This window comes from Streptomyces sp. NPDC001663 (assembly GCF_042893105.1).
GTDB lineage: Bacteria > Actinomycetota > Actinomycetes > Streptomycetales > Streptomycetaceae > Streptomyces.
Map to the genome: position 1 here is coordinate 214877 of NZ_JBIAUR010000017.1, position 26543 is coordinate 241419.

The 26543-nt window shown below is 67.0% G+C and carries 26 protein-coding genes and 1 tRNA gene; 9 read left to right on the plus strand and 18 right to left on the minus strand.

The features are described from left to right. Positions 1-345: 345 nt before the first annotated feature. From ACFY1L_RS42715 to ACFY1L_RS42750, 8 genes are read left to right on the plus strand one after another with little or no spacing between them, the layout of a single operon-like run. Complete coding sequence (locus tag ACFY1L_RS42715) at positions 346-1239, plus strand: hypothetical protein (RefSeq protein ID WP_388837630.1); 894 nt, start codon at positions 346-348, stop codon at positions 1237-1239. A 58-nt stretch (positions 1240-1297) separates the two neighbouring features. Then, positions 1298-1711 carry a pilin gene (locus ACFY1L_RS42720; protein ID WP_388837633.1) on the plus strand — a complete coding sequence of 138 codons (414 nt, stop codon included), beginning with the start codon at positions 1298-1300 and terminating at the stop codon, positions 1709-1711. Further along, on the plus strand, positions 1711-3189 hold the full coding sequence (locus ACFY1L_RS42725; protein WP_388837636.1) for a hypothetical protein: 1479 nt from the start codon (positions 1711-1713) through the stop codon (positions 3187-3189). The genes ACFY1L_RS42720 and ACFY1L_RS42725 overlap by 1 nt, the downstream gene beginning before the upstream one ends. After that, entirely contained in the window at positions 3186-4247 is a 1062-nt protein-coding gene (locus ACFY1L_RS42730) for a PrgI family protein (RefSeq protein ID WP_388837639.1), read from the plus strand. The genes ACFY1L_RS42725 and ACFY1L_RS42730 overlap by 4 nt, the downstream gene beginning before the upstream one ends. Beyond that, the gene (locus tag ACFY1L_RS42735; protein ID WP_388837642.1) at positions 4244-6139 is read left to right on the plus strand and encodes a VirB4 family type IV secretion system protein; all 1896 of its coding nucleotides are present in this window, start codon (positions 4244-4246) and stop codon (positions 6137-6139) included. Before ACFY1L_RS42730 ends, ACFY1L_RS42735 begins: the two co-directional genes overlap by 4 nt. 44 nt (positions 6140-6183) lie before the next feature. After that, positions 6184-8682, plus strand: a complete 2499-nt coding sequence (locus ACFY1L_RS42740) for a type IV secretory system conjugative DNA transfer family protein (RefSeq protein ID WP_388837645.1) — start codon at positions 6184-6186, stop codon at positions 8680-8682. Next, the gene (locus ACFY1L_RS42745) at positions 8679-9704 is read left to right on the plus strand and encodes a replication-relaxation family protein (RefSeq protein WP_388837648.1); all 1026 of its coding nucleotides are present in this window, start codon (positions 8679-8681) and stop codon (positions 9702-9704) included. The genes ACFY1L_RS42740 and ACFY1L_RS42745 overlap by 4 nt, the downstream gene beginning before the upstream one ends. Before the next feature lie 6 nt (positions 9705-9710). Further along, entirely contained in the window at positions 9711-10640 is a 930-nt protein-coding gene (locus ACFY1L_RS42750) for an NlpC/P60 family protein (protein WP_388837651.1), read from the plus strand. Between the two features lie 3 nt (positions 10641-10643). Here the strand turns inward: ACFY1L_RS42750 and ACFY1L_RS42755 are convergent, their stop codons facing one another. The 10 genes from ACFY1L_RS42755 to ACFY1L_RS42800 form a co-directional block, all read right to left on the minus strand. Beyond that, positions 10644-11138 (minus strand): hypothetical protein, encoded by a 495-nt coding sequence (locus ACFY1L_RS42755; RefSeq protein ID WP_388837654.1) that lies wholly within the window; start codon positions 11136-11138, stop codon positions 10644-10646. 9 nt (positions 11139-11147) lie between these two features. Beyond that, positions 11148-11375, minus strand: a complete 228-nt coding sequence (locus ACFY1L_RS42760; RefSeq protein WP_388837656.1) for a hypothetical protein — start codon at positions 11373-11375, stop codon at positions 11148-11150. Between the two features lie 120 nt (positions 11376-11495). Further along, complete coding sequence (locus ACFY1L_RS42765) at positions 11496-11942, minus strand: DUF4262 domain-containing protein (protein ID WP_388837659.1); 447 nt, start codon at positions 11940-11942, stop codon at positions 11496-11498. Positions 11943-12101: 159 nt separating this feature from the next. Next, positions 12102-12174 (minus strand) — tRNA-Ile (locus ACFY1L_RS42770). Between the two features lie 171 nt (positions 12175-12345). Further along, positions 12346-12753, minus strand: a complete 408-nt coding sequence (locus ACFY1L_RS42775; RefSeq protein WP_388837661.1) for a hypothetical protein — start codon at positions 12751-12753, stop codon at positions 12346-12348. 153 nt (positions 12754-12906) lie between these two features. After that, positions 12907-13614 (minus strand): hypothetical protein, encoded by a 708-nt coding sequence (locus ACFY1L_RS42780; protein ID WP_388837664.1) that lies wholly within the window; start codon positions 13612-13614, stop codon positions 12907-12909. Between the two features lie 529 nt (positions 13615-14143). Next, complete coding sequence (locus ACFY1L_RS42785) at positions 14144-15271, minus strand: methyltransferase domain-containing protein (RefSeq protein WP_388837667.1); 1128 nt, start codon at positions 15269-15271, stop codon at positions 14144-14146. Then, the gene (locus ACFY1L_RS42790) at positions 15268-16155 is read right to left on the minus strand and encodes a radical SAM/SPASM domain-containing protein (RefSeq protein ID WP_388837670.1); all 888 of its coding nucleotides are present in this window, start codon (positions 16153-16155) and stop codon (positions 15268-15270) included. The genes ACFY1L_RS42785 and ACFY1L_RS42790 overlap by 4 nt, the downstream gene beginning before the upstream one ends. Before the next feature lie 87 nt (positions 16156-16242). Continuing rightward, positions 16243-16935, minus strand: coding sequence for a DUF6415 family natural product biosynthesis protein (locus ACFY1L_RS42795; protein WP_388837673.1), 693 nt, complete (start codon positions 16933-16935; stop codon positions 16243-16245). Positions 16936-17025: 90 nt separating this feature from the next. Continuing rightward, positions 17026-18240 (minus strand): helix-turn-helix domain-containing protein, encoded by a 1215-nt coding sequence (locus ACFY1L_RS42800; protein WP_388837676.1) that lies wholly within the window; start codon positions 18238-18240, stop codon positions 17026-17028. A 128-nt stretch (positions 18241-18368) separates the two neighbouring features. Here ACFY1L_RS42800 and ACFY1L_RS42805 point away from each other — a divergent pair, with 128 nt between their 5' ends. Next, entirely contained in the window at positions 18369-19055 is a 687-nt protein-coding gene (locus ACFY1L_RS42805; RefSeq protein WP_388837679.1) for an HAD family hydrolase, read from the plus strand. Between the two features lie 367 nt (positions 19056-19422). Here the strand turns inward: ACFY1L_RS42805 and ACFY1L_RS42810 are convergent, their stop codons facing one another. The 8 genes from ACFY1L_RS42810 to ACFY1L_RS42845 form a co-directional block, all read right to left on the minus strand. Further along, positions 19423-20844, minus strand: coding sequence for a BTAD domain-containing putative transcriptional regulator (locus ACFY1L_RS42810; protein ID WP_388837682.1), 1422 nt, complete (start codon positions 20842-20844; stop codon positions 19423-19425). Between the two features lie 982 nt (positions 20845-21826). Further along, positions 21827-22261, minus strand: a complete 435-nt coding sequence (locus tag ACFY1L_RS42815; protein ID WP_388837685.1) for a pilus assembly protein TadG-related protein — start codon at positions 22259-22261, stop codon at positions 21827-21829. Beyond that, entirely contained in the window at positions 22258-22716 is a 459-nt protein-coding gene (locus tag ACFY1L_RS42820) for a TadE/TadG family type IV pilus assembly protein (RefSeq protein ID WP_388837688.1), read from the minus strand. Before ACFY1L_RS42820 ends, ACFY1L_RS42815 begins: the two co-directional genes overlap by 4 nt. Further along, positions 22713-23147: a TadE family protein gene (locus ACFY1L_RS42825; protein WP_388837691.1), complete on the minus strand. Its 435-nt coding sequence runs from the start codon at positions 23145-23147 to the stop codon at positions 22713-22715. The genes ACFY1L_RS42820 and ACFY1L_RS42825 overlap by 4 nt, the downstream gene beginning before the upstream one ends. Next, complete coding sequence (locus ACFY1L_RS42830; RefSeq protein ID WP_388837693.1) at positions 23099-23308, minus strand: hypothetical protein; 210 nt, start codon at positions 23306-23308, stop codon at positions 23099-23101. The genes ACFY1L_RS42825 and ACFY1L_RS42830 overlap by 49 nt, the downstream gene beginning before the upstream one ends. Before the next feature lie 30 nt (positions 23309-23338). Beyond that, positions 23339-24232 (minus strand): type II secretion system F family protein, encoded by an 894-nt coding sequence (locus ACFY1L_RS42835; protein WP_388837696.1) that lies wholly within the window; start codon positions 24230-24232, stop codon positions 23339-23341. Continuing rightward, complete coding sequence (locus tag ACFY1L_RS42840) at positions 24229-25119, minus strand: type II secretion system F family protein (protein WP_388837699.1); 891 nt, start codon at positions 25117-25119, stop codon at positions 24229-24231. The genes ACFY1L_RS42835 and ACFY1L_RS42840 overlap by 4 nt, the downstream gene beginning before the upstream one ends. After that, complete coding sequence (locus tag ACFY1L_RS42845) at positions 25116-26504, minus strand: CpaF family protein (RefSeq protein WP_388837702.1); 1389 nt, start codon at positions 26502-26504, stop codon at positions 25116-25118. The genes ACFY1L_RS42840 and ACFY1L_RS42845 overlap by 4 nt, the downstream gene beginning before the upstream one ends. Between the last annotated feature and the right edge of the window lie 39 nt (positions 26505-26543).

Below are 26543 nucleotides of genomic sequence, written 5' to 3' on the forward strand. Positions count from 1 at the left end.
CATGCAGCCCAGCTGGCGTAACCCGGCATGAGGCCCCCCTGGCCGTTGTCGCCGCACGGAGTAGGTCCGGCCGTCCGACTCACCCCCCATCTATAGAGGCCGCCGAATCCCGCTGTTTTGGACACAACCCTGCTCCCACGAATCCAACGGAAGCAGCACCACTACTACCCAGCGACTAGATCACAGCTAAGCCACTACTACGCCAAGGCAACGGATCGCCAAATCGACGGCCCACACGGGCCGTCGCGGTGGCGGCGCGCCAAATAGCTCCTTCTTAGTCGTTCCTTGTCGGCGCCCCGGTTGCCTCGAACCCTCACTTCTTCGGCCCCGAGGGAGGCGACCGACATGAAGGAACAACGGACCGCCGAGGCAACTCAGCGGCCTCAACGCCCGGAAGACCCACTGCCGTTGGAGGCCGCCCAGGCCTGGTTCACGATGCTGGCGGACGGGCCGAGGCCGCTTTGCCTGGACGGACGGCCCTTCGCCGGACTGCCGAACCGGCCACTCCCCCTCGGCGAGGTCCGCCGGTGGTTGCTGCTGCGCCGCTGCCCGAAAAGGACTCGGGATGCGGTGTGGGCACACCTGGTGCGCTGTGCACGGGAGCAGGGGGCGGCCTGGAGCCTGGCCTGTGTGGGGATGGCCCTGCCGGCCCTCACCGGGGTCAGTCGCTGGCTGACCGCCCGATACCCCGGGGATGCCTACGACATGCAGGCCGAGGTACTGGCAGGGTTCCTCGAAGCCCTGGCCACCGTCGACCTGGACCGGCCCCGGGTGCTGGTGCGGCTGCGGTGGACGGCTTACCGACGCGGGTTCGCCGCACTCAACGAGGCGCTGGACGCACCGGTGCCCGTCGCACCGCGGTTCTGCTCGGCCCCGCCGCAACGCCCGTGGGGTCACCCGGACCTGGTCCTGGCGCGGGCGGTGCGGGAGGGAGTCCTGACTCGGACCGAGGCGGACCTGATCGGCGCCACCCGGCTGGACGGCCAGGCCATGGCGGACTGGGCGGACTCCCACGGGACGGCCGCCCAGGCGGCCTACAAGGCCCGCCAGCGGGCCGAGGACCGACTGGTCACCTTCCTCCGAGGCCGGACACGGCCCTGCAAAGGCCGGACAGGGACCGGCGCCGAGGTCGGGCGAGTTCGGGCACACGCCCGGACCAACTCCTGCCCTCCGCACACTTCTACGGCAAATTTTCGCGAACTGGTGTCCAAAAACAGCGCGAAACGCGGCCTTTCCTAATGCGGGGGTTTCCTGACGACCCGCGAATCGTTCGTACCGCACTCGGAGGTGTGCCCCCATGCGCAGGCCCCAATTCCCGCGAACGCACCGGGCCCATGTCGCCGGGCGCACCACATCACTGCGTGCTGGTCGGATTCGCCGCTGGACGTTCGTGGGTTCAGCCGTGCTGGCTCTGTGTCTCGTCGGCGCAACCTCCGCGAGCGCCGTCGACGCCGGCTCGGTGCTGGCCCTGGCGAAGTCCGTGAACGAGGTCCTGGACAACATCCGGAACTGGATCATGGGCATCCTCGCCGGGCTGGCCACGGTAATCCTCAGCCTGGGCGGCGTCCGCTATCTGATGGCCGGTGGCGACCCGGGAGAGGTGGAGAAGGCCAAGTCGGCCTTCAAGAGCGCCGGTTGGGGCTACGGGCTCGCTGCCCTGGCGCCGCTCGTGGTGGCGATCCTCAAGGGGATCGTCGGGACGGGGGACTGATGCTCACCGCCGGCGATCCCGGTGGTGTGGCCGGCTGGATCGCCAAGGGCATCTCCGCGGCCCTCAATGCGTTTTTCGAATCCCTGGTCAGCGCGGCGCTCGACCCGTTGCTCAAGCTGCTCAGCGAGACCCTCCTGACCACGCCCTCCCTCTCATCGCTGCCGCAGGTGGATCACCTGTGGTCGAGTTCGTGGGAGATCGTGATCGTTGCCTACTCGCTGCTGGTGATGGTAGCCGGAGTGGTGCTGATGTTCCACGGGAGCTTGCAATCGCAGTACTCCCTACGGGAGTTGGGGCCGCGCATCCCGCTGGGATTCCTGGCGGCCTGCATGTCGCTGATCGTCGCAGCCAAGGCGGTGGACCTCGCCAACGCCCTGTCGGTCGCGGTGGCCGGCCGAGGACTCGACAAGCAGACAGCCGGCGCGGCGCTGCGGGACTTTGTGCTGCAGAGTTTCGCCCCCGGCAGCGACATCTTCGAGGTCGTACTGTGGGGGGTCGTCATCGGCCTCTTGGTCGCGCTGTTGGTCACCTATGTCGTACGTGTGGCTCTCACGATCTTGCTGGTGGTCGGGGCCCCACTGGCCCTGATGTGCCACGCGCTGCCGATGACGGACGGCGTGGCACGGTGGTGGTGGCGCATCTTCAGCGGCCTGCTGGCCATCCAGGTGGCGCAGTCCATGGCACTGGTCGTCGCGATCCGGATCTTCTTGACGCCCGGGAATCTGAGCCTGTTCGGCTCCGTTCGCAACGGCCTGGTCAACGGACTCGTCGTCCTGGCCCTGCTGTACATCCTGTTCAAGATCCCATTCTGGATCCTGGCCTCCGCGCGGGTGAGTCACCGGCCCTCTTTCACCGGACGCATCGTCCGAACCGCAGTGGCGTACAAGGTTTTCGGGCTACTGCGCGCCGGGGCGAGGGCGCCACGGATTGCCCGATCCGCGTGGGCTGGCGCGGGACCGTCGACGGGCAACCCTCGACCGCCAGCAGGGCCCGGGGCGCCGCCCGGCCTGCCTCCTCGGCGGCCACGGCCTGGCCCTCCCTCGCCTGGCGGGCCGTCCGCCGCAGGACCTCGGCGCTGGCCGCCCAGCACTCCCCTGTTCCTCGCACCCGCTCCGAGCGAGCCGCCGACTGTCTCAGGCCCGCGCGCAGCCGCTACGACAGCGCCGCCTCTCTTCCACACCCCATCGCCTCACGGCGCCCGGACGCCTTCCTCTCCGCCGTCGGCCCGGCCGACCACGGCCCCCGAACCGCCCTTGTTCCGGGAACCAGGCTCGAGTTCGGCTGTACGCCCTCTCGTCCAACCACGGACGCCTGCGGGCTCCCCGCGCTTCCAGCAGCCGGTCCCCCCACCGCCACCAGTGCGCTCCGGCCACGCCACGCGCACCCCGCCGCCCCTCACCTACCGCTCCCCCGGCCAACGAGCCCTCGCACCGCCCCCGCCCCAGCGCCCGCATCGCCGCCGAGGTGATCCGCGATGACGCAGCCCGTACGCATCCCCTCGGACGTCGACCGCGAGGACACCGTGCTGGCGAACCTCACCGCACGCCAACTCCTCATCCTCACGGTCACCGGCATCGTGCTGTACGGCCTCTGGTCACTGACCCGCCTCACCGTACCGATCGCCGTCTTCCTCATCGTGGCCCTGCCCCTCGCGGCGACGGCCGCGCTGCTCGCGCTGGGCCGACGCGACGGGCTGTCCCTGGACAGGCTGGCCCTGGCCGCCGTCCGACAGCACCTCGCCCCCAGCTACCGGATCACCGCCCCCGAAGGCCTGCCGCAACCGCCCGCATGGATCCAGGCGCGCGTCGTGGGCCACGAACCCGGGCAACCGCGCACGCCCTCTTCTGCTGCACCGCAATTGCCCGCCAAGGAGGTCACCGAGACCGGCCTCGTCGACCTGGGAGCGGACGGGCTGGCCGTGCTCGCAGTCTGCGGCACGGTGAACTTCGCACTCCGCACGCCTGCCGAACAGGAGGCGCTCATTAGCGGGTTCGGCAGTTACCTGCACTCCCTCACCGCCCCCTTGCAGATCCTTGTCCGGGCCGAGCGTCTCGATCTGTCGGCCCAGATCGCCCAGCTACGGGAGTGCGCGGACCAGTTGCCGCACCCCGGGTTGGAAACGGCCGCACGCGAGCACGCCGAGCATCTGCAACAGCTGGCCCACGAAGCGAATCTGCTCCAGCGGCAGGTGCTGCTGGTACTGCGCGAGCCGCTGCGATCCGTATCGCCCGCGGACAGCTCGTCCCCATTCAGCGGCCTCACTTCGCGCGCGTCCCGCCCCCGGGACTTCGCGCCGAGCGAAGGACTGCGACGTTCGGTCGAAACGCGGCTGGTACGACGCCTCGCGGAAGCCTCGGAGTTGCTCGGTCCGGCCGGTATTGCCGTAACCCCTCTCGACTCCGCTCGAGCGACCGCCGTCCTGGCGACCGCCTGTAACCCCGACAGCCTGGTCCCACCCTCGCCTGCCCTGGCTACAGCCCACGATGTGATCACCGGTACAACTCGCCAGCATTGGGAGGGGGTTGGCTCTCAGTGAACCGCCGCACATCACGGCCGGGCCAGCCGACACACAAAAAAGCCGACCACGCCGGCGCCTTCGCCCCTAACACCTTGATGGTCAAAGCCCGTCATCTGGAGATCGGCGCCGAGCGGGTCGCCTCATTTGCCATCACCGGCTATCCGCGTGAGGTCCACCCCGGCTGGCTCCAGCCCCTGCTCACCTATCCCGGCCGCTTGGACGTCTGCCTGCACATCGAGCCGATCGATCCGGTCACCGCCGCCAATCGCCTCAAGCGGCAACTCGCCCGTCTCGAATCCGGCCGACGTTATAGCCAGGACAAGGGCCGCCTGCTCGACCCGTACGTTGAGGCTGCGACCGAGGACGCTTACGACCTCTCGGCCCGAGTCGCCCGTGGGGAAGGCAAGTTGTACCGCGTCGGCCTCTATTTCACCGTCCACGCCGACAGCGACGAAGAGTTGGCAAACGAAGCAGCCGCCGTACGCGCGCTTGCGGCCAGCCTGTTGCTGGACGCCAAGCCCGCCACGTACCGCAGTCTTCAGGGTTGGGTGACCTGCCTGCCGATGGGCCTGGATCTGCTGCGGTTGCGCCGCACGTTCGACACCAGCGCCCTTGCCGCCGCGTTCCCGTTCACCAACCCGGATCTTCCGCCGACCGATCCCATAACAACCGGCGCGCCCACCGGTGTGCTGTACGGCTACAACGTCGGCAGCCAGGGCCTGGTCCACTGGGACCGTTTCGCCCAGGACAACCACAACGCTGTCGTGCTGGGCCGTTCGGGCGCGGGAAAGTCCTACCTGGTCAAGCTGGAGTTGCTGCGCTCGCTGTACCGCGGAGTCGAGGTCCACGTGATCGACCCGGAGGACGAGTACGCCCGGCTGGCCGCCGCGGTCGGCGGCACCTACATCCGGCTCGGTGCGGAGGGCGTACGCCTCAACCCGTTCGACCTGCCGCTGCACACTCGACCGGACGGGCGCCGCAGCGCGCCCAAGGATGCGCTTGTCCGACGCTCGCTGTTCCTGCACACCGTGATCGACGTCTTGCTGGGCAGCAGTCTCACGTCCGCCGAGCGGGCCGTCCTGGACCGGGCGCTCGTGGCCACCTACCAACAGGCCGGAGTCACCGGGGATCCCCACACCTGGACACGCCCCGCTCCACTGCTGCGCGACCTCGCACAAGTGCTGGCGGACACCGAGGGCGGGACTGAACTGACCGCGCGGCTACACCCGTTCGTCCACGGCGCCTTCGCGGGACTCTTCTCGGCTCCCACCACCACCCACCCCGAAGGGCATCTCGTCGTCTTTTCTCTGCGCGACCTGCCCGACGAGCTGAAGGCGATCGGAACGCTCCTCACGCTGGACACGATCTGGCGCCATGTTGCCAACCCGGCGCTGAACACTCCCCGTCTGGTGGTCGTGGACGAGGCCTGGCTGCTGATGCGCCAGTCGGCTGGCGCCGAATTCCTGTTCCGGATGGCCAAAGCCAGCCGCAAGCACTGGGCCGGACTGACCGTCGCCACCCAGGACACGGCAGATGTCCTGAGCAGCGATCTGGGCAAGGCGGTGGTCTCCAATTCCGCTACCCAGATCTTGCTACGACAGGCTCCCCAGGTCGTTGACGAGATCGCCCGGACCTTCAACCTGTCCGATGGCGAACGGCAGTTCCTGCTCACCGCCGACCGCGGTCAGGGCTTGCTGATCGCTGGTCCTCAGCGGGTCGCCTTCCAGAGCATCGCCTCACCGGCCGAGAACTACCTCATCACCACAGATCCTGCAGAGCTTGCCATGTACGCCGACGGCGGCGCGACGGTGCAGGAAGCGCCGGCATCTCCTGACCTGACCCCGCCCGACCTTGAGCCACAAGGCCTCGAGGTCGACGCCTTCGGCCACATCACGCTCGATTCCGCCTAGCCGCTGCCTGTTCAGCTCTCTGCTCCCCGCGAAGGGGGTCGCCCATGGCACTCGACCGCGCCTGCCCGGCTTCGGCGATCGGCGAAGGTTCACCACCGCTGGAGCGGTTCCTTCGCGATCCCCACGGAGTCGTGGTAGCGCTCGTGCAGTGGTTGCTGCATCACGTCGCGTCCCGGAGTCCGCTGGCCATTCCAGCTCTGGTCCTGCTGCTGAGCACCGTGCTCGCCGCCCGGCGGTGGTGGCGCCTGCGATGCCGTCGGGCGATGGCCGACGGCGCTCGTGTCATCCAGATCCTTCCCGCGCCGATCGCCGATCCCGCCGGCGCACTCGCCCTGTGGTCCCACCTCACCGGCCTGCTCCGCCCGGCCTGGCGACGGCTACTGCTGGGACAACCGCATCTGGCTTGGGAGTACGTACTGAACCGGGATTCAACGAAGATCCAACTCTGGGTGCCCGGCTCCGTCCCTCCAGGCATGGTGGAGCGGGCCGTCGAAGCAGCCTGGCCAGGCGCCCGAACCCGTACAACCCCCGCGACAGAGCCGGTGCAGACTGCCTCGCGAATCGAGTCCGCCTCCGGCGAGCTCCGCTTGGCCCGCAACGAGAGCCTTCCGCTGCGTACCGACTTCAACTCCGACCCGTTGCGGGCATTGCTCGGCGCACCGTTCGGCCTCGCCCCTTCCGAGCAGGTGGTCGTGCAGGTTCTCGCGCGGCCGGTGACCGGCCGCAGGCTGAGCAAGGCACGACGATCGGCTCACCGCGCACATGCTCAGGATTCAACGCGGATGGTGAGCCGTCTGCTGGACATCGTCACCCCCGGGATGCCATCCGCCCGCCGTACGCCGCCTCTTCCCAGCCATCGCCAGACAACGCTCGAGACCTCCGCACAAGACCGAGCGATCGTGGCAAAGCAGCACGGCGGCGCGTACGAGGGACGGATTCGGTACGCAATCACAGACCTCAGCAGTGAGGAGCACCGCACCGATGTCCGCGCCCGGCTTCGAGGTCGCGCCCATGCCGTCGCCAGCGTCTACGCCTGCTACAGCGACCACAACTACTTCCGGCGCAAGCAACCTCGGAAGGCGCTGCGCGCGCTGGCCGAACGCCGCCTCGACAAGGGCGACTTGTGGTCCATCGTCGAGCTTTCAGTGCTCGCGCACCTGCCCTGGGATGTCGCCGTCCCTGGCCTGCAACGCGCCGGAGCCCGGGCCGTGTCACCGCCACCCGGCATCGCGCCGCCCGGGCCACAGGCCAAGCCGATCGGCCTGTCCGACGCAGCGGGTCGCCGCCCCGTTGCCCTGTGGACTGCCGACGCACGCCAGCACATCCACCTGCTGGGAGCCACCGGCTCCGGCAAGTCGCACCTGCTCGCTCACATGATCCTTGCCGACGCCGAGGCGGGGCGCGGTCAAGTAGTTGTAGATCCCAAGGGCGATCTCGTCATGGACGTCCTCGCCCGCCTGCCCGAGCACCTCGGCGACAAGGTCGTCCTCCTCGACGCGGACAGCCGCTGGCATCCGCCGATCCTCAACCCGCTCGACGGCGCGGACACCGCACGGACCGTGGACAACCTGGTCTCGATCTTCTCCCGCGTATACGCCGCCTATTGGGGCCCGCGCACCGACGACATCCTGCGCGCCGGCCTGCTCACCCTCCGAGCCCTGCCCGGGACACCGCTCCTGACCGACCTGCTGAAGCTCCTGTCCCACGACGGCTTCCGCAAGAGCGCGATGGTCCAGACCGAAGACGACGTCCTGCGCGGCTTCTGGTCCTGGTACGACGAGCTCTCCTCTGCAGCACGCGCTCAGATCACCGCACCCCTGATGAACAAACTCCGTGGCTTCCTATTGCGTCCCTTCGTCCGCCAGACCCTCGCTGGAGGGCCATCGACCGTCGACATGGACCACCTCCTGGACAGCGGTGGCCTCTGCCTCGTACGGGTCACCCGCGGCGCTCTCGGACCGGAGACCGCCCACCTCATCGGCTCCGTCGTCGTCGCCCGCACCTGGCAGGCAGCCACCCGCCGCGCCAGCGTGCCGCAGGACCAGCGCCGCGACGCCTCGCTCTACATCGACGAGGCGCACCACTTCCTCAACCTCCCCTACCCGCTGGAGGACATGCTCGCCGAGGCCCGCGGATACCGCCTCTCACTGACCCTGGCCCACCAATACCTCCGCCAGCTCCCCAGAGAGCTCGAGGAAGGCATCAGCACCAACGCCCGCACCAAGATCTTCTTCAATTCCTCCCCCGAAGACGCCCGCATCCTGGCGCGCCACACCGAGCCCCGCCTCACCGCTCACGATCTTTCGAATCTCGACGCATTCCACGTGGCTGTGCGGCCGGTCCTGCACGGCACCGAGGCGCCGGCCTTCACCGCGGTCACCATGCCGCTCCCACCACCCGTACCAGGCAGGGCCCGACGCATCCGGGCCGCTGCACGCCGCAACGCCCGCCCCGCAGCCGGGCGGACAAGCGGGCCAAACATCGAGGCCCGTCCTTCGGATCCGCGCCGGGCACGCCCCTCACCAGGAGGTGAACTCTCTTGATCACCAACGCAGTTCCACCACTCACGCTTCGCGCTTGCCGCCCCAAACGGATCAGCCGTCGAGCCGCCGTCACCGGCGAGTACCTCGCACGCCTCGCCCCGCGACTGACGACGCGCGACCGCTGGCTGATCCGCATGCTGTACGAACACCGGGTGTTCACGTCCGGCCAGATCGCAGAACTTGCCTGGCCCTCCGTACGGGCAGCCAACCTTCGGCTCCGTCAGCTGTACATGTGGCGGGTCGTCGACCGCTTCCAGCCCTTCGTCTCCTACGGCACCGCCCCCATGCACTACATCCTGGACATCGCCGGTGCCACCGTGCTCGCCCGCGAAGAGGGTGTGGAACTCCGTGCTATCGGCTACCGCCACGAGCGCGCGATGAGCATCGCCTACTCGCTCCTGCTCGCTCACGCAGTCGGCACCAATGGCGTCTTCACCTCCCTGATAGCCCGGTCCCGGCAAGCAGATGTCGACGGGTTCCTGGTCGCCTGGTGGTCCGAAGCGCGCTGCCGCCGCCACTTCGGCGATGTCGTGTGTCCGGACGGGTACGGCCGCTGGTGGACACCCGCGGGAGAATTGGAGTGGTTTCTGGAGTACGACCGCGGAACGGAACGGCCAGCCAAGCGCGTGGGCGACAAGCTGCCCCGGTATGCGAAGCTCGCCGAGAACACCAGCATCGTCACACCAGTGCTCGTCTGGACCCCCACCCTGCGCAGGGAATCCGGCGTCCGCCACGCGCTCGGACAGGCCCTCGCCACGCTGCCCGATCCGGCAACCGTGCCTGTGGCCACGACCAATGGCGAACTCCCCACGGCCAGCGATCCGTTGGGGGACAGCTGGCTTCCGCTCAATGGGCCCGCCTCGCGCCGCCGGCCACTGTCGGCCTTGCTCTCTGCCTGGCCGCAGCTTCCGCTCCTGCCCGCCACCCAAGAGGACATCGGCGGGAGCAACGGGGCCAACTCGCTGCTGCCACCGCCAGTTCCTCAGTGCCCCAAGCCTGGGACCGGCCACGGATGGTGGTAGGGCGCGATGCACAAGCAGATCTGCCTCACCGTCGGGACCGCCCTGGTGGCCGTCGTGGCAACGGCCGCCGGGGCCGGCGGCATCCTCTCGCCGCTCAGTGGCCCCGGCGCCCGCCCCAGCGCGCACGCCATGGCCGACATCCCGCCGGACTACCTGTTCCTCTACCGGCAGGCTGCCACCGACTGCCCAGGGCTGGACTGGTCCATACCCGCCGCGATCGGCAAGGTGGAGACGGACCACGGCCGCTCCACACTCCCCGGGGTCCAGAGTGGAGCCAACTACGCCGGAGCGCGCGGTCCGATGCAATTCCTCGACTCCACTTTCGCTCAAGTCACCGCGAGGCACCCGCTGCCAGAATCTGCGTCCCACATCCCGTCCCCGTACAACCCTCGGGACGCGATCCATGCCGCCGTAACTCTGCTCTGCGACGCGGGAGCACGCGAAGGGCACAACCTCCGGCAGGCGATCTTCGCGTACAACCATGCGGACTGGTACGTGGGGAAAGTCCTCTCCGTCGCCCAGTCGTACCGGCACGAGAGCCGGGGCGTCCCGAGTACTGCAACGCTTACGGCCATCAATTACGCCATAGGGCAACTGCGCCTCCCGTATGTCTGGGGTGGTAATGGCCCGGCCGCAGGGGATGCCGGCTTCGACTGCTCGGGGCTGACCAAAGCGGCTTACGCCGCTGCCGGCATCGCGTTGCCCCGCACCGCGCAGCAACAGTTCGACGCGGGACCGAGGGTCGCTGATCCGTCCGCCCTTGCCCCCGGCGACCTCCTCTTCTACGGCCGCACGCCTAATGGGATCCACCATGTGGGCGTCTACATCGGCGGGGGCCAGATGATCGACGCACCCGGCCGGGGAAAGGTGATCCGCATCGGGCCCTACCGATACCCGGGCGACGACTACGCAGGTGCTACGCGACCTGCCGTGTAAGTACTAAAAGCGCAGGTCACCATGCTCCCCGAAGCGGCGCAGCAAATGCCTGCCCGGCATCCAATCGGTAGGCCGGACCGCGACGGTGAACACCTCCAGGTCACCGAACACGGGATGGCCGCTCGGGCGTCGCGTGTACGGCACCAAGCCATAGTCCACCCCGTCCTGCAGATCACACGTCATCCACGTGATGGCTTCTCTTTCCCCTTCTCGGAGAGGCAGGTTCGAGACCGCACGCGCTGCTACGTCGCCCTCAATGAGGGCCAGAACCTGCGGCACGGCCAACGCCCATCGGACCGCGTGGATCTCCTCGGCCCGCGCCCCGGCCCTTTCCTCGAACCCCAACGCCGTGGCGTCATCACGGAGATAGTCGTAGTCGGACAACGTCAGGAATCTGTCTCCCTGCAATGACACGACAGCTGGGCATTCTTGGTCTTCAACTGCCCGCTTCACGCGGGTCACGACGTCGCGCAGGAGCGTCTCGGTCTCGCGGTTCACCGAAGGCCGCTACTCGGCCGGCTCGTCACGATCTTTGAACACGTAGTACGCGTCCATGACTTCGACCGAGGCGCGATCACCGAGGTGGGCAAGACGTTGGAGCGTACGGCTCACCTTGGTGCGCTGTGACCGGCCTGCGCGCGTCGGCGCCTCGTCCACGACAGTGCCGTCGAGCGCTTCCAGCGCCTCGGAGAGCTCCCTCACGGTCGCCCGGGCCTTGCTCAGGTCGATCTCCACGGGCGTTTCCTCCTGGCTCGACGGCTACTCGAGCAGGAGGTTAGCCGGGCGGGCGGTTCGGCGCAGGGCAGCCAAGTCCATCAGAGACTGTCTTGGTGCCCTCCGCCTCGCCGCCGGAACTCACAGCAACACTTGGACGTGATCTGCCAGGTCGTATCCCGGGTCGCCCGGGAACCAGTTGCCCACGTCAGGCCAGAGAGCCTGCCAGACCGGTGGAGTCGTTCCATACAGTGCGCGGATGGTGCCCAATGCCTCGGGATGGCTCACCGGTCGTAGTCGAAGATCGAGGTTGCCTACGAGAAGGTTCCCGACTTCGAGTCCGTTGGAGGGTCGTGTCCCGCTCGCCTGCAGCGCTTCGGCAAGCAGGTCCAGCACACCGGCCGAGGCGTGCGGTCCGAGTCCGGAAATAGCGAGTTCGTAGTCCCGGTTGCCCTCCCGGTGCAGGCCGACGGTGTAGGCGAACGGGCGAGCGCGGGTTTCCGAGTCGGCGCCGACGTACTGCACCGCGTGACCGTACTCGGCGACGATCTCCTCGATGTGACGAAGGTAGATGGCTTCAAACATCATGCTGATCCCTACGATTCCGTGACTGTGTCCGGGCGATTAAGGAAGGGAGGACGGAGGGTCGGTTCCGGGAGCGATTCGGAAGCGAACCCTCCCCATCCCGTCGGGGGATTCCGGGATGGCCAACGGCAGGGAATGCAGCCAAGCTGCCGCCGGGTCCAGTGGTTGCGGCGGGACTCGAACCCGCGACCCAGGACTTATAAGATCCGCGCTCTGCCAACTGAGCTACGCAACCGAGCGGGAGGTGCCGGGGCGGGACTTCGGACAGGACCCTCCGGCGCTCACTTAAATACGGATCCGGACAGGCCCCAATTACCGATCTCTGAAAGGAATCTCCCTTGATCCCCGCATCCCCTCTGAGGGATCAAGGGGATGCGGGGCGCACCACGACTCTGATGCCGCGGGATCACGCAACGCCGAACTGAAGATCGGCGAGCACGTCCGCCTTCCCATGCCGAGCGGCCCACCTACGCATACCGTCGACACGATGCGGATGGAACGGCGCCCACCCCGTAGGGTGCACCCGCAGGAACTCACGGCTTTCGTGTTCCTCAATGGACGAGATCACTCGCAGCAATGCGGCGTAGAGATCTTCGTCTGTGGAGTCCTTCACCACAATGGGAAACTCCGCGTAGGCCGTGATCTCCTCGGGGTACCCTCCGTTTGCTTGATCGCGGTTGCTGTTGCGCGCCGGATAGTTCACCCGGACGACAACCGTTCCCTCAAAGCGGTTGACGTGATCGCGGGCCTTGAAAGACCAGCCCGGCTTGTAGATCACGCGGTGGATCAGTTCAATGGCGCTTGCGTTTTCCATGATCTCCTCCACTCGACGGTCAGGGCGTTCACCTAAATACGTGCGCGAAAGGGCTCCGATTACCGATCAGCCCGGAAATTCCTCGTAGCACGACTGCGGCCGGTTTCCCGAACCCCTTTGGTTCGGCAAACCGGCCGCTCTTGCGGTGCTCGACTAGTCGACTTCCTGCGCCGCCGCTCCTCGGTACACCAGATCTTCCCGCACTGCGTCGAGCGACTCCGTGAGAGAACGCCATTCCCTCAGAGCAATATCCTTGGTTCGCTGAACTTTCGAGGATGAGTTCAGGGGACCGCCGTACATTTCCTGAGCAGCCCGCCCCATGACACCGGCACGCCCTAGGTCTGCGGCCTTTTCGGCGATGCCGAGAATGGTGCGTAGCGCGGGATACGTGCTGCCGTCACCCCAAGCAGCACGAAAGATCGTCTCGCTGAGGCCCGACAGATACGGGCCGAGTTGCACGCTCGGCGGAGTTTCAGCCACACCCGCTTTCGCGTCCAGCCGGTATCCGTTGCGCGCGGCCGCATCCCTCACGGCCCAGTACTGCAGCGTCTTACGGGTCACCACGATGGTCTCTCCGTCGCGTCGCACGTACTGCCAAGCAGACGGTTCCCGAGTTGCCACCCATAGCGCAGCGACCTCACAGGTCGCAATGATCTCCCGTAACCGTTTCGCGAATATGAGAACGGCATCCTGGGTGACGTCGTCACTCACGTCGTCCGTGCCGTACGGTGCGCTCCCGTTGCGCACCGCTGTGGCGCTGCCATCCATGCGCTTACGAGACCGAGTGGAGTCGACGGCTCGACAGTAGCCGCGCGCCATCCGTTGCAGCTCCTTGAAGTCTTCCGACGTCACGCGTTTCATGTCATCCGCTGTGACGTCTGCACCTCGACCAGATTTCGAGGAGTTCCCCGAAAGGGATTGGTTCGCCACGATCGTCCCCGATCGCTTATGACGCGTGCCCGATGCACTGCGTCTTATCAATTCCATTTTCCCGCAATTGGGGGCCAATTCAAGATGCAATGGCAAGATTTTTGACTACACGTGCGACTAATACGTCAAGAAGAACTGAGGCAATGCACGCCAAAATCCCCAATCGACCAACTAATTCCAGCGACATTCAAACCCAGGAGATCTCAAGTTGAAAATCAAGGATTACGCAAATTCCATACCCAATGCACCAAGTGCGCCCACTTGCCCACGGCCTCGTGGCTCGCCTCCCCCCTCCCCCGGCCGGCGCCTACTGAGAAAAACCTGTCTCAGACAAAGTTGCATGACACTCAGGTAGCCCCCACAGCCCTCTGACCTGCACCAAAGGTGCACGGAGGGGCTACCTCTCTAGTAGGGGGAGGTATTGGAAGCCCAGTTGGAAGGGGCAGAGGTACCCCCAAAATCACAGCTGCGCAGACCACTTGCCTCTGGCCAAGCGAGTCTCACCGTCCGGGGTGATGAGGACATTGGCCCCTCGCAGCGGCAGCTCGCCGTGCTGGAGCCAGTACGCGCGGATCTCATCCAGCACGTCCCACAGGCGCTGTGGCCCGCTTTGGTGCACGGCCGGCTGTTCATTGCCGTGGGCCGTCGCCCTCGCCCATGAGCCGTCTGCATGCGCGAACCATGTCGTTCGCCGCTCCGCTGTCTCCTCGTAGCCGTAGAGGATTCCGGGCACGGTGATCTCGAGCATCGAGGCGAGGTCCCAGGCCTGTTCAACATCGATGACCGGATAGGGCCCGGTGGTGATCGTCTCCCCCTCGTCCGAGCGTGCCCGCTCGACCAGTTTGTCGGGCGGTGGCGGGAAGTCGTCGCCCTGTCGGGTGCGCATGAAGCCGGCCCGGTCCCATTCAACGCGCCCAACGGCGCAGCCATCACCGCGCTTGTCCGCCGTCACGATCAGCGAAGTGCCGCCGATCGTGGTCACCAGACGCCCGCTCGGCTTGAGCGCAGCGAGCCAACTGGCGGGGACCGGCCGCACGCCGACGGTCGCGACGATCCTGTCGTAGGTTCCAGGCAGGTCCCCGGTGGCGTCGATGGCCTCTACCTTGGGGTGCAAACGGATGCGCTCCAGTCGCTGTCGTGCTGCGCCTACGAGGTAGGGGTCCACGTCGACGCTCGTGACGCGCTTGTCTCCGAGTCGGTGGGCGGCCAGGGCCGTGCCGTACCCGGATCCGGTACCGACGTCCAGCAATTCGTCACGGTCGTCGATGCGGGCGTGCTGGAACATCCGCACGAGCAGGCTCGGGAGAGTCGCCGAGGAAGTGGGCAGGCCCTGCGGATGGTCGCCGGGCTGCGCGTGGTCGGCATGCAGGGGGCCGACCCGCGTAATCAGCGAGCTGTCCTTGTAGCCGACCGAAAACCAGATGCGCACGTCGTTCGACCCTCGTCGGAGGGTCCAGCCGTCCTCCGTACGTTCCCACCAGCGAGGGACGAACTGGTGGCGCGGCACGGCGGCGACGGAACCGCGCCACCGTGACGTGTGGTGGGTGACGCGTGCCGCGAGTAGTGCGCCGTGCGGCTGCCAGTTCATGCCCAGAGACCGTACGCCGGATCGCAGGCTTCGGTGTTGGCAGGATCGCAGTCGCCGGAGTCGTCCGGCGTGCAACCACGTCCGGTGGCCACAGGAACCATGCGGCGTGCCTCCGCCCAGCGACGCCCGGTGAGGACCGTCTGCAGCGGCTGTTCCTTGACGTTCCCGGTGGGCAGGAAGCGGCTGAGGATGCAGCCGTAGACCTCACCGTCCGGGGAGATGGCGACGCGATGGTGGAAGCAATGGCCGCACAACTCGTCGATGCTCGGGATCGCTGACAGGCGCTCGGCTGCGCGGCCTACCTTCCGCTCGCCATCCACTTGGATTCGCTTCACGCCGAGGGCTCGCAGTTCGGCTTCGGCGTCCTCGACACGCTGCTCGCCTAGGACCCGGACGATCCCGACCCGCAGCGGGATCTCGCGCCCGAGTGCCACGGCGATGTTGGAGCGGATACGGGCATGCGTTCCGCGGCCACCTGTGATCTGATCGTGCTCGGCCGCATCGTCGCTGTAGTAGCTCGTGGCGAGACGTACGCCTTCCTGGGACAAGGCCTCCCACAGGGCGGGACGTACATGGATGAGGTTGGAGTACACCTCGACAGCCAACCCGAGCGACCGAGCGTAGGCCATCAGTTCGATGAGCCGCGGGTACAGCGTCGGTTCGCCTCCGATGAACTGGACACCAAGGATGCCGAGTTCACGGATCGAGTGGATGACCTTCACCCAGTCTTCGTGGGTCATGGTGCCTGTCCTGGCTGTCGGGCCGGAGTCGGTACAGCAGTGCAGGCACCGCTGCTGGCAACGGCCAGTCAGCTCGCATTCGACGGACAGAATGCCGTGGGCGGGGGATGCAGAGCCCGCAGACGCATAAACGGCAGTGCTCATGACTGAGCCCTCCTGGTGTGAGAAAGGAGCAATTGGGCCCCGCCCCGGCCCGGGAGCGTGGGCTGACCGGGACGGGAACTTGTGGGTCTACAGCGCCTCGAGCTTCGCCCGATGATCGAGGAGCGCATCGACAGACCTGGCAAGGCCCCGTGCGTACGTGACTTCGCTTGTCGATGTGCGGCCCGCGGCCTGGCCCAGGCGCTGTTCCGCCTCTCCCACGCCGGCGAGGGCAGCCTCACGGACAGCTGTCTCGACCCCCGGTTGCCTGCACCGGTATTCGATCTCGCGGATCAGGACCATCAAGTAGCCGCGCAGGTCCCGCGCCAGACTCAACACCGTTTGCCGATCCGCGAGTTCGGCGTCATCGTCGATCAAGCGCCGGGCGACCGCCAGCATCTGCGCCGGACTCGATGCAACGGCAACGGCCTCCTCGAGAGCCCGGCGCAACGTTGCCGCCCGAGTGAAGCCGCACTTCGGGGGAATGAGCCAGTACGGTCCTGGGGGCGAGTCCTTGTCCGCGGGCGGCAGGACGACGTACGCATTCGCGCCGAGCGGCCGCGTATGCGGAACCTCCCAACCGTCCGTACTACCGGCGGGAAGTAGGAAGTACAGGAACGGCTCCGCACATGCAGGATCAACAGCAACCGCTCCGGGCCGTGCGATCCGCCCAATGGCCTGTACCCCCAGATAGCGGCCGACCCGAACCGCGTCCCATTCGACACCGGCTGGCGTCAGCCGCATGCCGGTGACCCAGGTGAGATCTCCTACGCCGCTGATCATGTCTCCCGTCCTTCATCGCTGTGCGGTGAAAGTAGGGGAAGGCCAACGACGCGCCCCGAACTGAGAGTTCGGGTGAACCATGGGTTCGGGTCAGACCAGTTGGAGCCGCTGGGCAAGGCCTGTGACCTGGCGGCGGAAGGTAGGTCGGACACGCCTGTGCAGGTCGAGGATCATGCTGCGTGCGAGCGCGCTGCGCGCCAGGTCTTCGGGAGCGATCTCTTCGAGGTCGAGGAGGTGGACCAGTACCGCGGCATCTTCCCGACGCAGGTCGTGACACCGGGCCAGCTCCAGCCCGAACGTGAACTGGCGTTCCCGGCTGGGCAGTCGACTGGTGTCGATCTGGTCGGCCACGCGGAGCCCTTCGGCGGCTTCACCCGCAAGCATCTCGATGCTCATCGCGTGCATCTCGACGTTGGTCGGCCCGAAGACGGTCCATTGGACATTTCCCTCCCCGACCTGACGAGCGAGCGGAGCAGCGCGCTGCTCCAGCCGCTGGCGCGCCTCCCACCAGCGATGCCGGCGCGCATCGGATACGACAGCGACGAGTTCGAGAGCTCCCTCAACTGCCTTGCTCTCAGTGGTGGTCGGAGCCTGCCTCAGCTGCTTCACGGCTGACAGAGCAACGTCCTTGGCCTCGTCGACTCCACCTGGATCGTCGTGGGACAGCAGAACATGCCCAAGATTCCATTTCGCAGCCGCGATGCGCACCGGGTCGTCGGCACCCTCAGCAGCGCGGATCGCCCGATCGGCGACCATCAGCGAGAGGTCGAGTCGCCCCGCGCGACGGCAGTACGAACGCAGCAGACCGTACAAGTCGGCCGCCACCTGCAGAAGTTCGCGCCGCTCCGCAGCATCGCTTCCCGTTCGGTGGAACCGCACGGCGACCTCGACGTCGTAGATCAGGTCGGGCAGGATGTCTGCGGCTTCACTGAACCGGGTCCGTGAAGACTGCCATATCCTCCAGGCCTGATTGACGCGCTCCCGCAGCTCGGCAGTCCCCAGGGGCGCCTCGTCCCGCTCCATCCCGCACCCCATGAGTGCGCGAGCCACAGTGGGTGCCGCGGTCAGGGGCGCAGGGCGATGCTCGACCGGTTCCTCGGCCAGCAGCGCGGCCACCGGAACTCCGAGCTCGGAGGCGAGCCGGGACAGGACACGCGCGGAGGGGATCTTCGTCCCGGCTTCGATCTGCTGAAGGTAGCGCTCGGTAATGCCGCACAGGCCAGCCACGGCGGCCTGTGAGCGATTGCCGTTCCTGCGCCGGTAGTACTTGACTCGGGCACCAACCGGCAGTCTCGCCGGATTCACTGTTCAGCCCCTTCCGCGACCGCGGCTCCTACAGTCAGCGTAGAGCGAGCGGAGCATGCTGGAGCACAATCCGTGCATCAGAGCATGACGGCTTGTTACCGGCGGCGGACGGGAAGTTGAGGCGCTCCATGGCATGGCTGGTCCTGTGGGACATCGACCACACCTTGATCGACACACGCGGTGTGGGCCGCGAGCTGTCGGCCTCGGCCTTCGAGCGCGCCACGGGCCAACCCATGCGCGAGCAGGCAAAGATCGACGGCATCACGGAGCCCGTCATCTTCCGCGAGACGGCGAAACTGCACGGCCTGGTGACCGCTCGCCCGGATTTCGAGCGCTTCGCCGAAGCACTGGCCGACGAACACGTCAAACGCGCAGAAGATCTCCGAGCACGGGGCCGTGCGCTTCCCGGAGCCGAGGCCGCCCTGGACGCACTCGAGGCCGCCGGCGTCCAGCAGACCGTCGTATCCGGAAACATCCGTCCCGCCGCCGAGATCAAACTCGGCGTCTTCGGTCTCAGCCGGCACATCCACTGGGACCTCGGTGCGTACGGCGAGGACGACGACACGCGAGCCGAACTCGTCCGACTCTCCCTCCAACGCGCCCGCGCCACCGCGGCCGATTCGGTCCTGATCGGTGACACACCGGCCGACGTGGAGGGCGCGCATGCCAATGGCGTACGAGTGATCGCGGTGGCGTCGGGACGTAGCGCCGAAGCGGCCCTTCGTGACGCGGGAGCGGAGGCCGTGCTGCCCGACCTGCGGGACACCGAACTGCTAGTGAAGCTCGTTCGTGGAGACGACCGACGAACTGCTTGACGGGTCAAGCCGTGGAGGACCTGCCAGCCGGCGGTCGAGGAACCCGATCAACCGTGTCTCGGAGCGTTCGAGCCGTTCACGTTGCTCGCGCGGAAGTGATACCAGGGCATCGACGAGGACCCGCTCGCGGGGGACGTGAACCATGGTGCCCGAATAGAACCGGCAACCGGAGCACCACGCGAGTCCGATACACCGCTCGAACGAGGAGGACTCGGGTGGATGAACGCGGTACTGGTACGAGCGGACAGCCGCCCCGCACACGACACAGATCCGTCGATCACCGTCGAGGACCGTGTCCCAGGTTGGGAGCTTGGTCCAGTGCTCTCGCCCAGCAGGTGCGCTTCAAATCGCCATGCCGAGCATTCTCTCAGACAGGCCCTGCTCGGCTACCTGTCCCAGGCCCGCCGGGACCGAGCAGGGCCTCGTACAGCGCGACCGTAGTCGCACTGGGTTCCTCGTCTATCTCCGCAAGGCTCCTTTTGAGCAGCTCCAATGTCCGACGCACCGCGTCCAGGCGTCCCAACTGCGCCTGCAGGCGGGCGATGTCTCGGTACAGGGCTTCGTTGTAGGGATCCCGCTCGCGTGCTCGCTCCAGGAGGTGCAAGGCGTGGCGAGGGTCGGTCCGACTCAGATACCGCACAAGCGTGGAGATGGCGTCCAGGTAGTTACGTCGGACTTCTTCTCTCGGAGTTTCCACCCATTCGGCTACGACGTCCTCGGCGAAGTCACCCTTGTAAAGGTCGACCACCCGCTGCAACGCAGCACAAGCAGCCTCCTCGTCGTCGACGAGTCGCCGGGACAACTCGAGATCGGACTTGAATTCCCATAGATCCACGATTACTTGGTCCTGGTCCAGCACGTGGCGGCCGTCACTGAGCCGGGTGGCATCTGTGACCTTGCTGCCCGTGGCCGAGCGGAGAGCGCGACGTACCTGGCTCAGAGTCGCGTTCAAGCTGTTGTACGGACGGTTGTAGGGCGCCCTTGGCCACAATGCGCCGGCGACCGTCTCACGTCGCGCTCCGTCTCGGTGAAGCGTCAGAAATGCGAGCAACTCACGCTGCTTTTGGGCAAACGCGTCGGTGATATCTGTCGTCGTGGAGGCGTTCGGTGCCTCGTACGTCAGACGGACAGCTCCCAGAACTTGAACTCCAATGGTGTGCTTGTTCCTCCGAGCAGTGCTTCCCGACGCTGTTCCTTCGGCAAGGAGTTCAACCAGCGCGCGCGTGTCTTCCATTGGCGCCGAGAACAGCCGGGAGCCGCCGAAGGCAGCCTCTGCACTCGGAGGCGCAGCGACCGCGACCGTGCCGTCGGCTCGGATACGCAGCGTGGTACCCGACGACCAGTGTCCGACGAGGACGGCTGCCAAACCCAGAGCAGAACCGTTGTCCAACACCGCGTGCAAACGCCTCTCATCCACGGCTTGCACCCGTGTGACGAGCACGAGTTGAGCCGGCCTGGCATCTCCGAGCCGTTCGCCCTCATGCCGCGCCCGGGTCCGAGAAAGCAGCTCTGCCTCCATGGCATTCAATGCCTCGGCCTCGTCAGCGACGACATGCAAGCGGTGGGTGGAGTTCAGCGCACCTGCCTCTGTTCCCAGAAGGCCCGGAACGTCGCCTGATGCGATGACGATTTCGGCGCGGTCGCTGCCGGACGCCGACTGCTTGGCCAGCAGATGGACCAGCAGTGCTCGGACTGCGTCACTGGCACCTGGCCCGACAAGTCCTAGTCCGCGAGCCCGCGCCATGTCCCAGGCCTGCGCTCTGCTGTCCTTTACACCGACGACGTTCACAGGCTGGCCAGGTTCTGGTGACTCGAAGGGCGGAGTCGACCGTGCCGCCGGTTGTGGCACGGTCTCTGGCGTCGCTCGCAGAGCACGTATGACCGGTGGGATTTGAACATCGCCCCTCTCGCCGCTCCTCGGGCGACGGCGGGCCCGACGGCGTCGCCTCACGACCGCCAACACCCCAATAATGGCCGCGCCCACGCCGATCCCAACGAACGCACCGTCGGGGAAGTCGGATCCCCCGTCATGCTGATCATGATCAGTGGCAGTGTCAGATGGCGAGGATCGCCCGGGCGGCGGCGAGGACGGACTGGATGGGCTGGGCGTTTCACCGCCATGGCCGTCGTCTGCTGGTGGTGCTGACGGCGCAGGCAGCCACAGCACCCATCCCGGCTGGATGAGCTCGGGGTGCGTCAGCGCCCGGCCGTCGGGCTGTGTCCGGTGACGGTTCAGCTCGAAGATCTGGGGCCAAAGGGAACCATCACCGAGTCGACGCTCGGCGATTCGCCACAGGCTGTCATGGATGCCGTTGCGGGGCGGTCGTACTACGGCTGTTGTCTCCGTATCGCTGTGAACCGCCGATGCGGCGTGAGAGTCCCGGCTGGGCGCAAGTGCGAATACGAACCCTCCGACGAGGGCTGCCGCCACCATCCGCAGCGGGCCGGTCCTCGTGACACGCGGGATCAGACGGGGCACGGCGACTACGACCTCAACCACCACATTGAGCACTGTGATGATGAAAGCGACCCAGGCCACCCACAGAGCGCAGGCAAGGGCATCGAGCAGGACCCCGGTCCTCAATGGGGAGCCCAAGAACGACACCGCTTCTGCGGCTCTCGGGATGTGGTCGGGCAAAGGCCACCCGATGTACCGGGCCAGCCCCCACGGAATGCCTGCGACGAGCGCAGCAAGGACACCGGCGGCCACAACAGTGCGCACCAACCGGCCAGCCCGGCGCAGAGTTTCGGTTCCCATCTCAGCCCAGGTCCTAAGGATCGCGGCCAGCGATTCCCCGCACCGGACGGGCGCTCCCGACAGCGGTGACTGTAAGGTCATCGACGCCAAAGAGCCGGAGAAGTTGGGTTGGTTGGCGAGCCGTGACGGTCACGCTGACGGTTGTCGTGGTCGCAGAAACGCTACCGTCGTCCTTCGTGGACGCGAGACACGTTCGCGCACGCCTGCTCGCCTCCCCGGGGGCCAAGACCCATGTGCCGTCCCGCCGATACGCAGCGACGTCGATCGCCTGGGCTCCTGCGCGCGCCGCCTCTTGGGCCTCCCCGAGGGCTCGGCTCTTCGCCGCCAACGCGAGACCGCCGTCCAGGACCAGGCCCGCGAACATCACGGTGACTGTCGTGATGACTACGACGAAGGCAGTCATCTGGCCCCCGTCGTCGTACGAGAGCCGGCGTACGATGGAGATCACCACATCGCTCCTTTCGCAGCCGGTGAGAGCGCGCCGCGATACACATCGATCGGGGCGGCAAAGGACTCGCGGATGATCGCCGTGCCCGGAACCCGCAGTACGGCCAAGTCGCTCAGTTCGACGCGACATGTGATCACAGCAGTGACCGTCTCCCCCGGCTGCACAGCGCCCTCAACCTCGACGCCCACGGACCGGCATCCCACACCTCCCTCACCGAGCAAAGCGGCGGCCGTCGTACGGGCTCGATCCTTCGCAGCGTCGGCTGAGCGAGCGGTACTCGCGGCGCGGGCTGCTTGGTGCGCAGCGTCTTCGACGCGCAGCCGCGACTCCGTGATGCGTCCGCACAGGACCAAGAAGGCCAGCATCAGCACCGGCACAGCAACGACGAGTACGAGCTCCACCGTTGCCAGGCCGCTATCCGGCCGACCGCGTTGAGTGCGGGGGCCGGAGATCATGGGAGCCCATCCCTTGTCGCGAACTCCTCGACAGGACCTACAGCCCGTGCACAGACCGGGATGTGAACGAACGGAACGACGCTCGTTGCCACGCCTGAGATTCGGACTTCGGCCTGCTGGGTTCCTCGGCGCACCGCGATGCTCGTATTGCGAAGAGGGCCGGGCCCGAATTGGCTGAGGACGTACCGCGCTTGGCCCTCCCCTGCTGCCGTACTCCCGTTCTCGACCCGTGTTGCCGCCAGGGCATGTGAAGCCGCTGCCTGTGCGATGTGGGCGGCATGAAAGTACAGGGCTGCCTGCGCGAGCATCAGGACGAGGAGGAACACGAGCGGCATGCCGATCGTCATCTCCACTGTGGTGCTCCCCTCGGCGCCAACTCGTCCTACTTGAACAGGGTTTCCCGAGCGGCAGCCAGGATTTGCGGGCCCCACAGCGCCGTCACCGCGAGCGCCAGGGCTGCGCCGAAGGCCGTCCAGATCACCATCTCCGGCGTCACGGAACCGCGGTCGTACGACATCCCGCGAAGCACAGCACGCCGGATAAAGCCGATGACACGGGCCGCCAAACCCTCGCGAGGGATGAGCAGTTGCATGGCCGAACTCCTCTCTGCGTCGTGGCGGTGTCATAGCGAGGCCGTGATCTGGGCGAAGGCCGGATAGAAGACGAAGAGGACGAAGCCGAAGGCCATGAGCATGCAGGGCAACGCCATGCGTTCGGTCGCTGCGCTGGCCCGGCCCTCGGCCTCAGCACCGTCCCTGTGACGCATGGCGGCCGCCTTGGCCGACAGCGATGCGCGGATCTTCGCTCCCTCGGAACCGGCGAGCGAGAGTGAGGCGGCAAGCTCCGTCAACTCGTCGATCTGCAGCTCGGAGCCGAGTCGGCCCAACGCTGTCCAGGGTGAACTGCGGGTAAATCGCGCCGTATTGAGGGTGCGGCGAAGGTGCTCGAAGGCCCGTCCCTGTCCGATGTCAACGGCGTCGTGCAGTGCGGATTCCAACCCTGCGCCGCCGGCGAGGAGGATGTGGATGAGGTTCAGGTACGAGCCCAGGGCGTGGCGGAAGGCCGCGCGACGGCGCCGTGCCTCAGCTCGTACGGTCAGGTCGGGGAGCAGGAACCCGGTGCCGGCGAATGCCAAGGAGGCCCCGGCAGGCACGGCCCACTGCTGGGAGTGGCCGCCAACAACAACCAGGATCTGAACGGTCGTAGGCAGGAGGAGGCCGATCAGGCCGAGGCTTGCCTTCTCTGCCAGGTGGGAGTCGACCGAGCGTTCCGCTATCACCAGATCGGCTGCGATTCCTCGGCGCGGCAGCCCGAGGAATCGCATTAGTCCAACGAACGGTGCGCCCAATCGGGCCGCCCAGCCCTCCAGTTCCGCAGGCGACGGAGTCGCGGGCTTCGTGTCGCGGCGCAATCGCGTAAGGAGATCGGCCAGACGCGGCTTCGGCGGAACGAGCCATACGATCAACGCCCAGAGTCCCAGGCCAACTCCCGCTCCCAGAAGCATTGTCAGCATCATCGCCTGACCTCCCGGCTCTGCGATCGACCACCAATGGAGTCATTGGTCATGCCTTCGACGTGGCCAAAGAAGCGGTCTGTGACGTCGAATCGGGCCAGCCGCCGAAGCCAATGGAATCCGGTCCCGAACAGTCCGCCAATGAGCACCAGGACCAGCTGTCCAAGAGCGGTGTCGTACGGCTCCAAGAACTGACGGTTGAGGAGTACGAGCCCAAACGCGAAGGTCAGGGAGGTGATGACAACGACGCGCACGGTCGTCCGGGTGCGGGCTCGCGCAGCGTCCACGCGCAGCTCCATGGCCACCTGTGCACGTGCAGTCGCTGCTAGCTCTCCCAGCAGTGGAGCAAGGTGGCGTGCCGGGTTCTGTGACGACAGGACGAGCGTGGCCAAGACGAGGTCGGCCGTCGGTTCGGCCAGTTCATGGGCGAGGAGACGGGCTGCAGCGCCAAGTCCTTCGCCGCTCTTCAGGCGCGCAGACAGCTCCAGCACCTGTGGCCGGATCGCCTCGGGAGCGGCATCAGCCGTTGCGCTGATCGCCTGCTCCAGACCGGCGGCCGCGGCGAGGGTGTCGCGCAGCATCTCAGTCCAAGCGGCCATGCCTTCGACTCGCGCGAGGCGCTGCTGATCAAGGGTTCCCAAGCCGATCAGCGCCGGGACACTCCAGGTGGCCAGGGCAGCAATCGCGCCACCTGCCACCCAGCCCGTAAGGGCCCCACACAGGAACCCCGCGCCCAGTGACACTGCGAGCCGGCGGCCCAGGCGGCCCCCCTGTTCCCTTCGGAACAGGCACCGCCCCGCGGCCGGACCGCGCCATCCCCGTACGACGAGAAGCAGCCCAAGGCCGACGCCGAGCCCGAGGAGGGCAGCCGAGATCGCGTCGGCGTTCACGGCGACCGCCCCCACGCCCCCGGCTCGAACCGATCGACGTCAAGTCCGGCCGCCTCCAACTCGTCCAGCGTCTCGGAGCGCAATGGCACGCCTGAGTCCGCCCTACGGTCGGGTCCCGGTTTGAAGACTTCGTTCGAGACGATCTGTGGACCGTCGGCATCGACGACCTCGCGTACGGACGACACCACGCGCCCGCCGGCATCCCCGCGCGGCCGCTCCAGGTGGACGACGAAGTCCAATGCGGAGGCGACCAGAAGGTTGGTGGCCTCCAGCGGCAACCGCTCCGCTCCCTGCACAGCGTAGGAAGCAAGGCGTGTGAACGCGCTCCGGCTGCTGGATGCGTGCAAGGTGGCCATGGACCCGTCATTGCCTTGGCTCATCGCGTTGCACATGGGGATCACCTCGGGCCCGCGCACCTCGCCCACGATGACCCGGTCCGGGGCCATCCGCAGGGCCCAGCGCACCAACTCGGCCTGGCTGACCGCCCCTTCGCCCTCGATGTTCGCCTCACGTGCCTGCAAGGCAACGACGTCGGGATGGGCTTCGGAATCGGCATCCAGGCCGAGTTCGAAGACGTCCTCGATGGTGACGAGGCGCTCCCAAGATGGGATCTCGGCAGCCATGGCCCGGAGGAGTGTCGTCTTGCCTATCGCGGTTCCGCCGGTGATCAGCACATTCTTGCGGGCCCGTACGACCGCTCCCAGGAAGGCTTCCAGGCGGCGGTCGAAGGTGCCGTTGCTGCGCAGCTCAGCGAGCGACACCGTCGTGTAGCGGTGGCGCCGGATCGACACTGAAGGACGAGCGGTCACCGCCATGACCGCGAACACCCGCTCACCACCGGGTAGTTGGAAGCTCACCCCGGGGCTGCCCCGGTCGAAGCGGCGCTCCTCCACCCCCGATCGGGCGGCCAGGTCACGAATGAGCTGTATGAGTTCGGCATCGGAGGCGACCGTGGACGGCAATCGCTCCCGACGGCCGTCCGAGCGGCGAACGAAGACTCGATCACCGTTGATATTGATGTTCTCGATGTCGGGATCGCGGAGCAGCGGTTCGAGGCCGGCCAGGCCGAAGAGCTCGTCGAGCACAGTCTCCATCACCTGCTGCTCAACATCGGGCGGGACGACGTGCCCGCCCCTGGTCATCTGTTCCCGCGCATATTCTTCGGCCGCGTCGGCAAGGATCTCGTCCGCTGCGGCCCGGCGGTTGGACACGTTCCATGGGCTCGATCCCTCGGCGTCATTCACTCGCAAGCGTGCAGCGAGCCCTAGGGGCAGCTGTTGGCGAAGGCGCTTCCTCAGCCGTTCTGCAGCGCTGTTCGCTTCCGCCCCCATGCCGGGCACCTCGGCGGGATCGTGCACGCCCGCGCCCAGCAACAGGCGCGGCACTCCGTTGTGTGGCGGAGCAGAGCTCGAGGCGCCGGATCC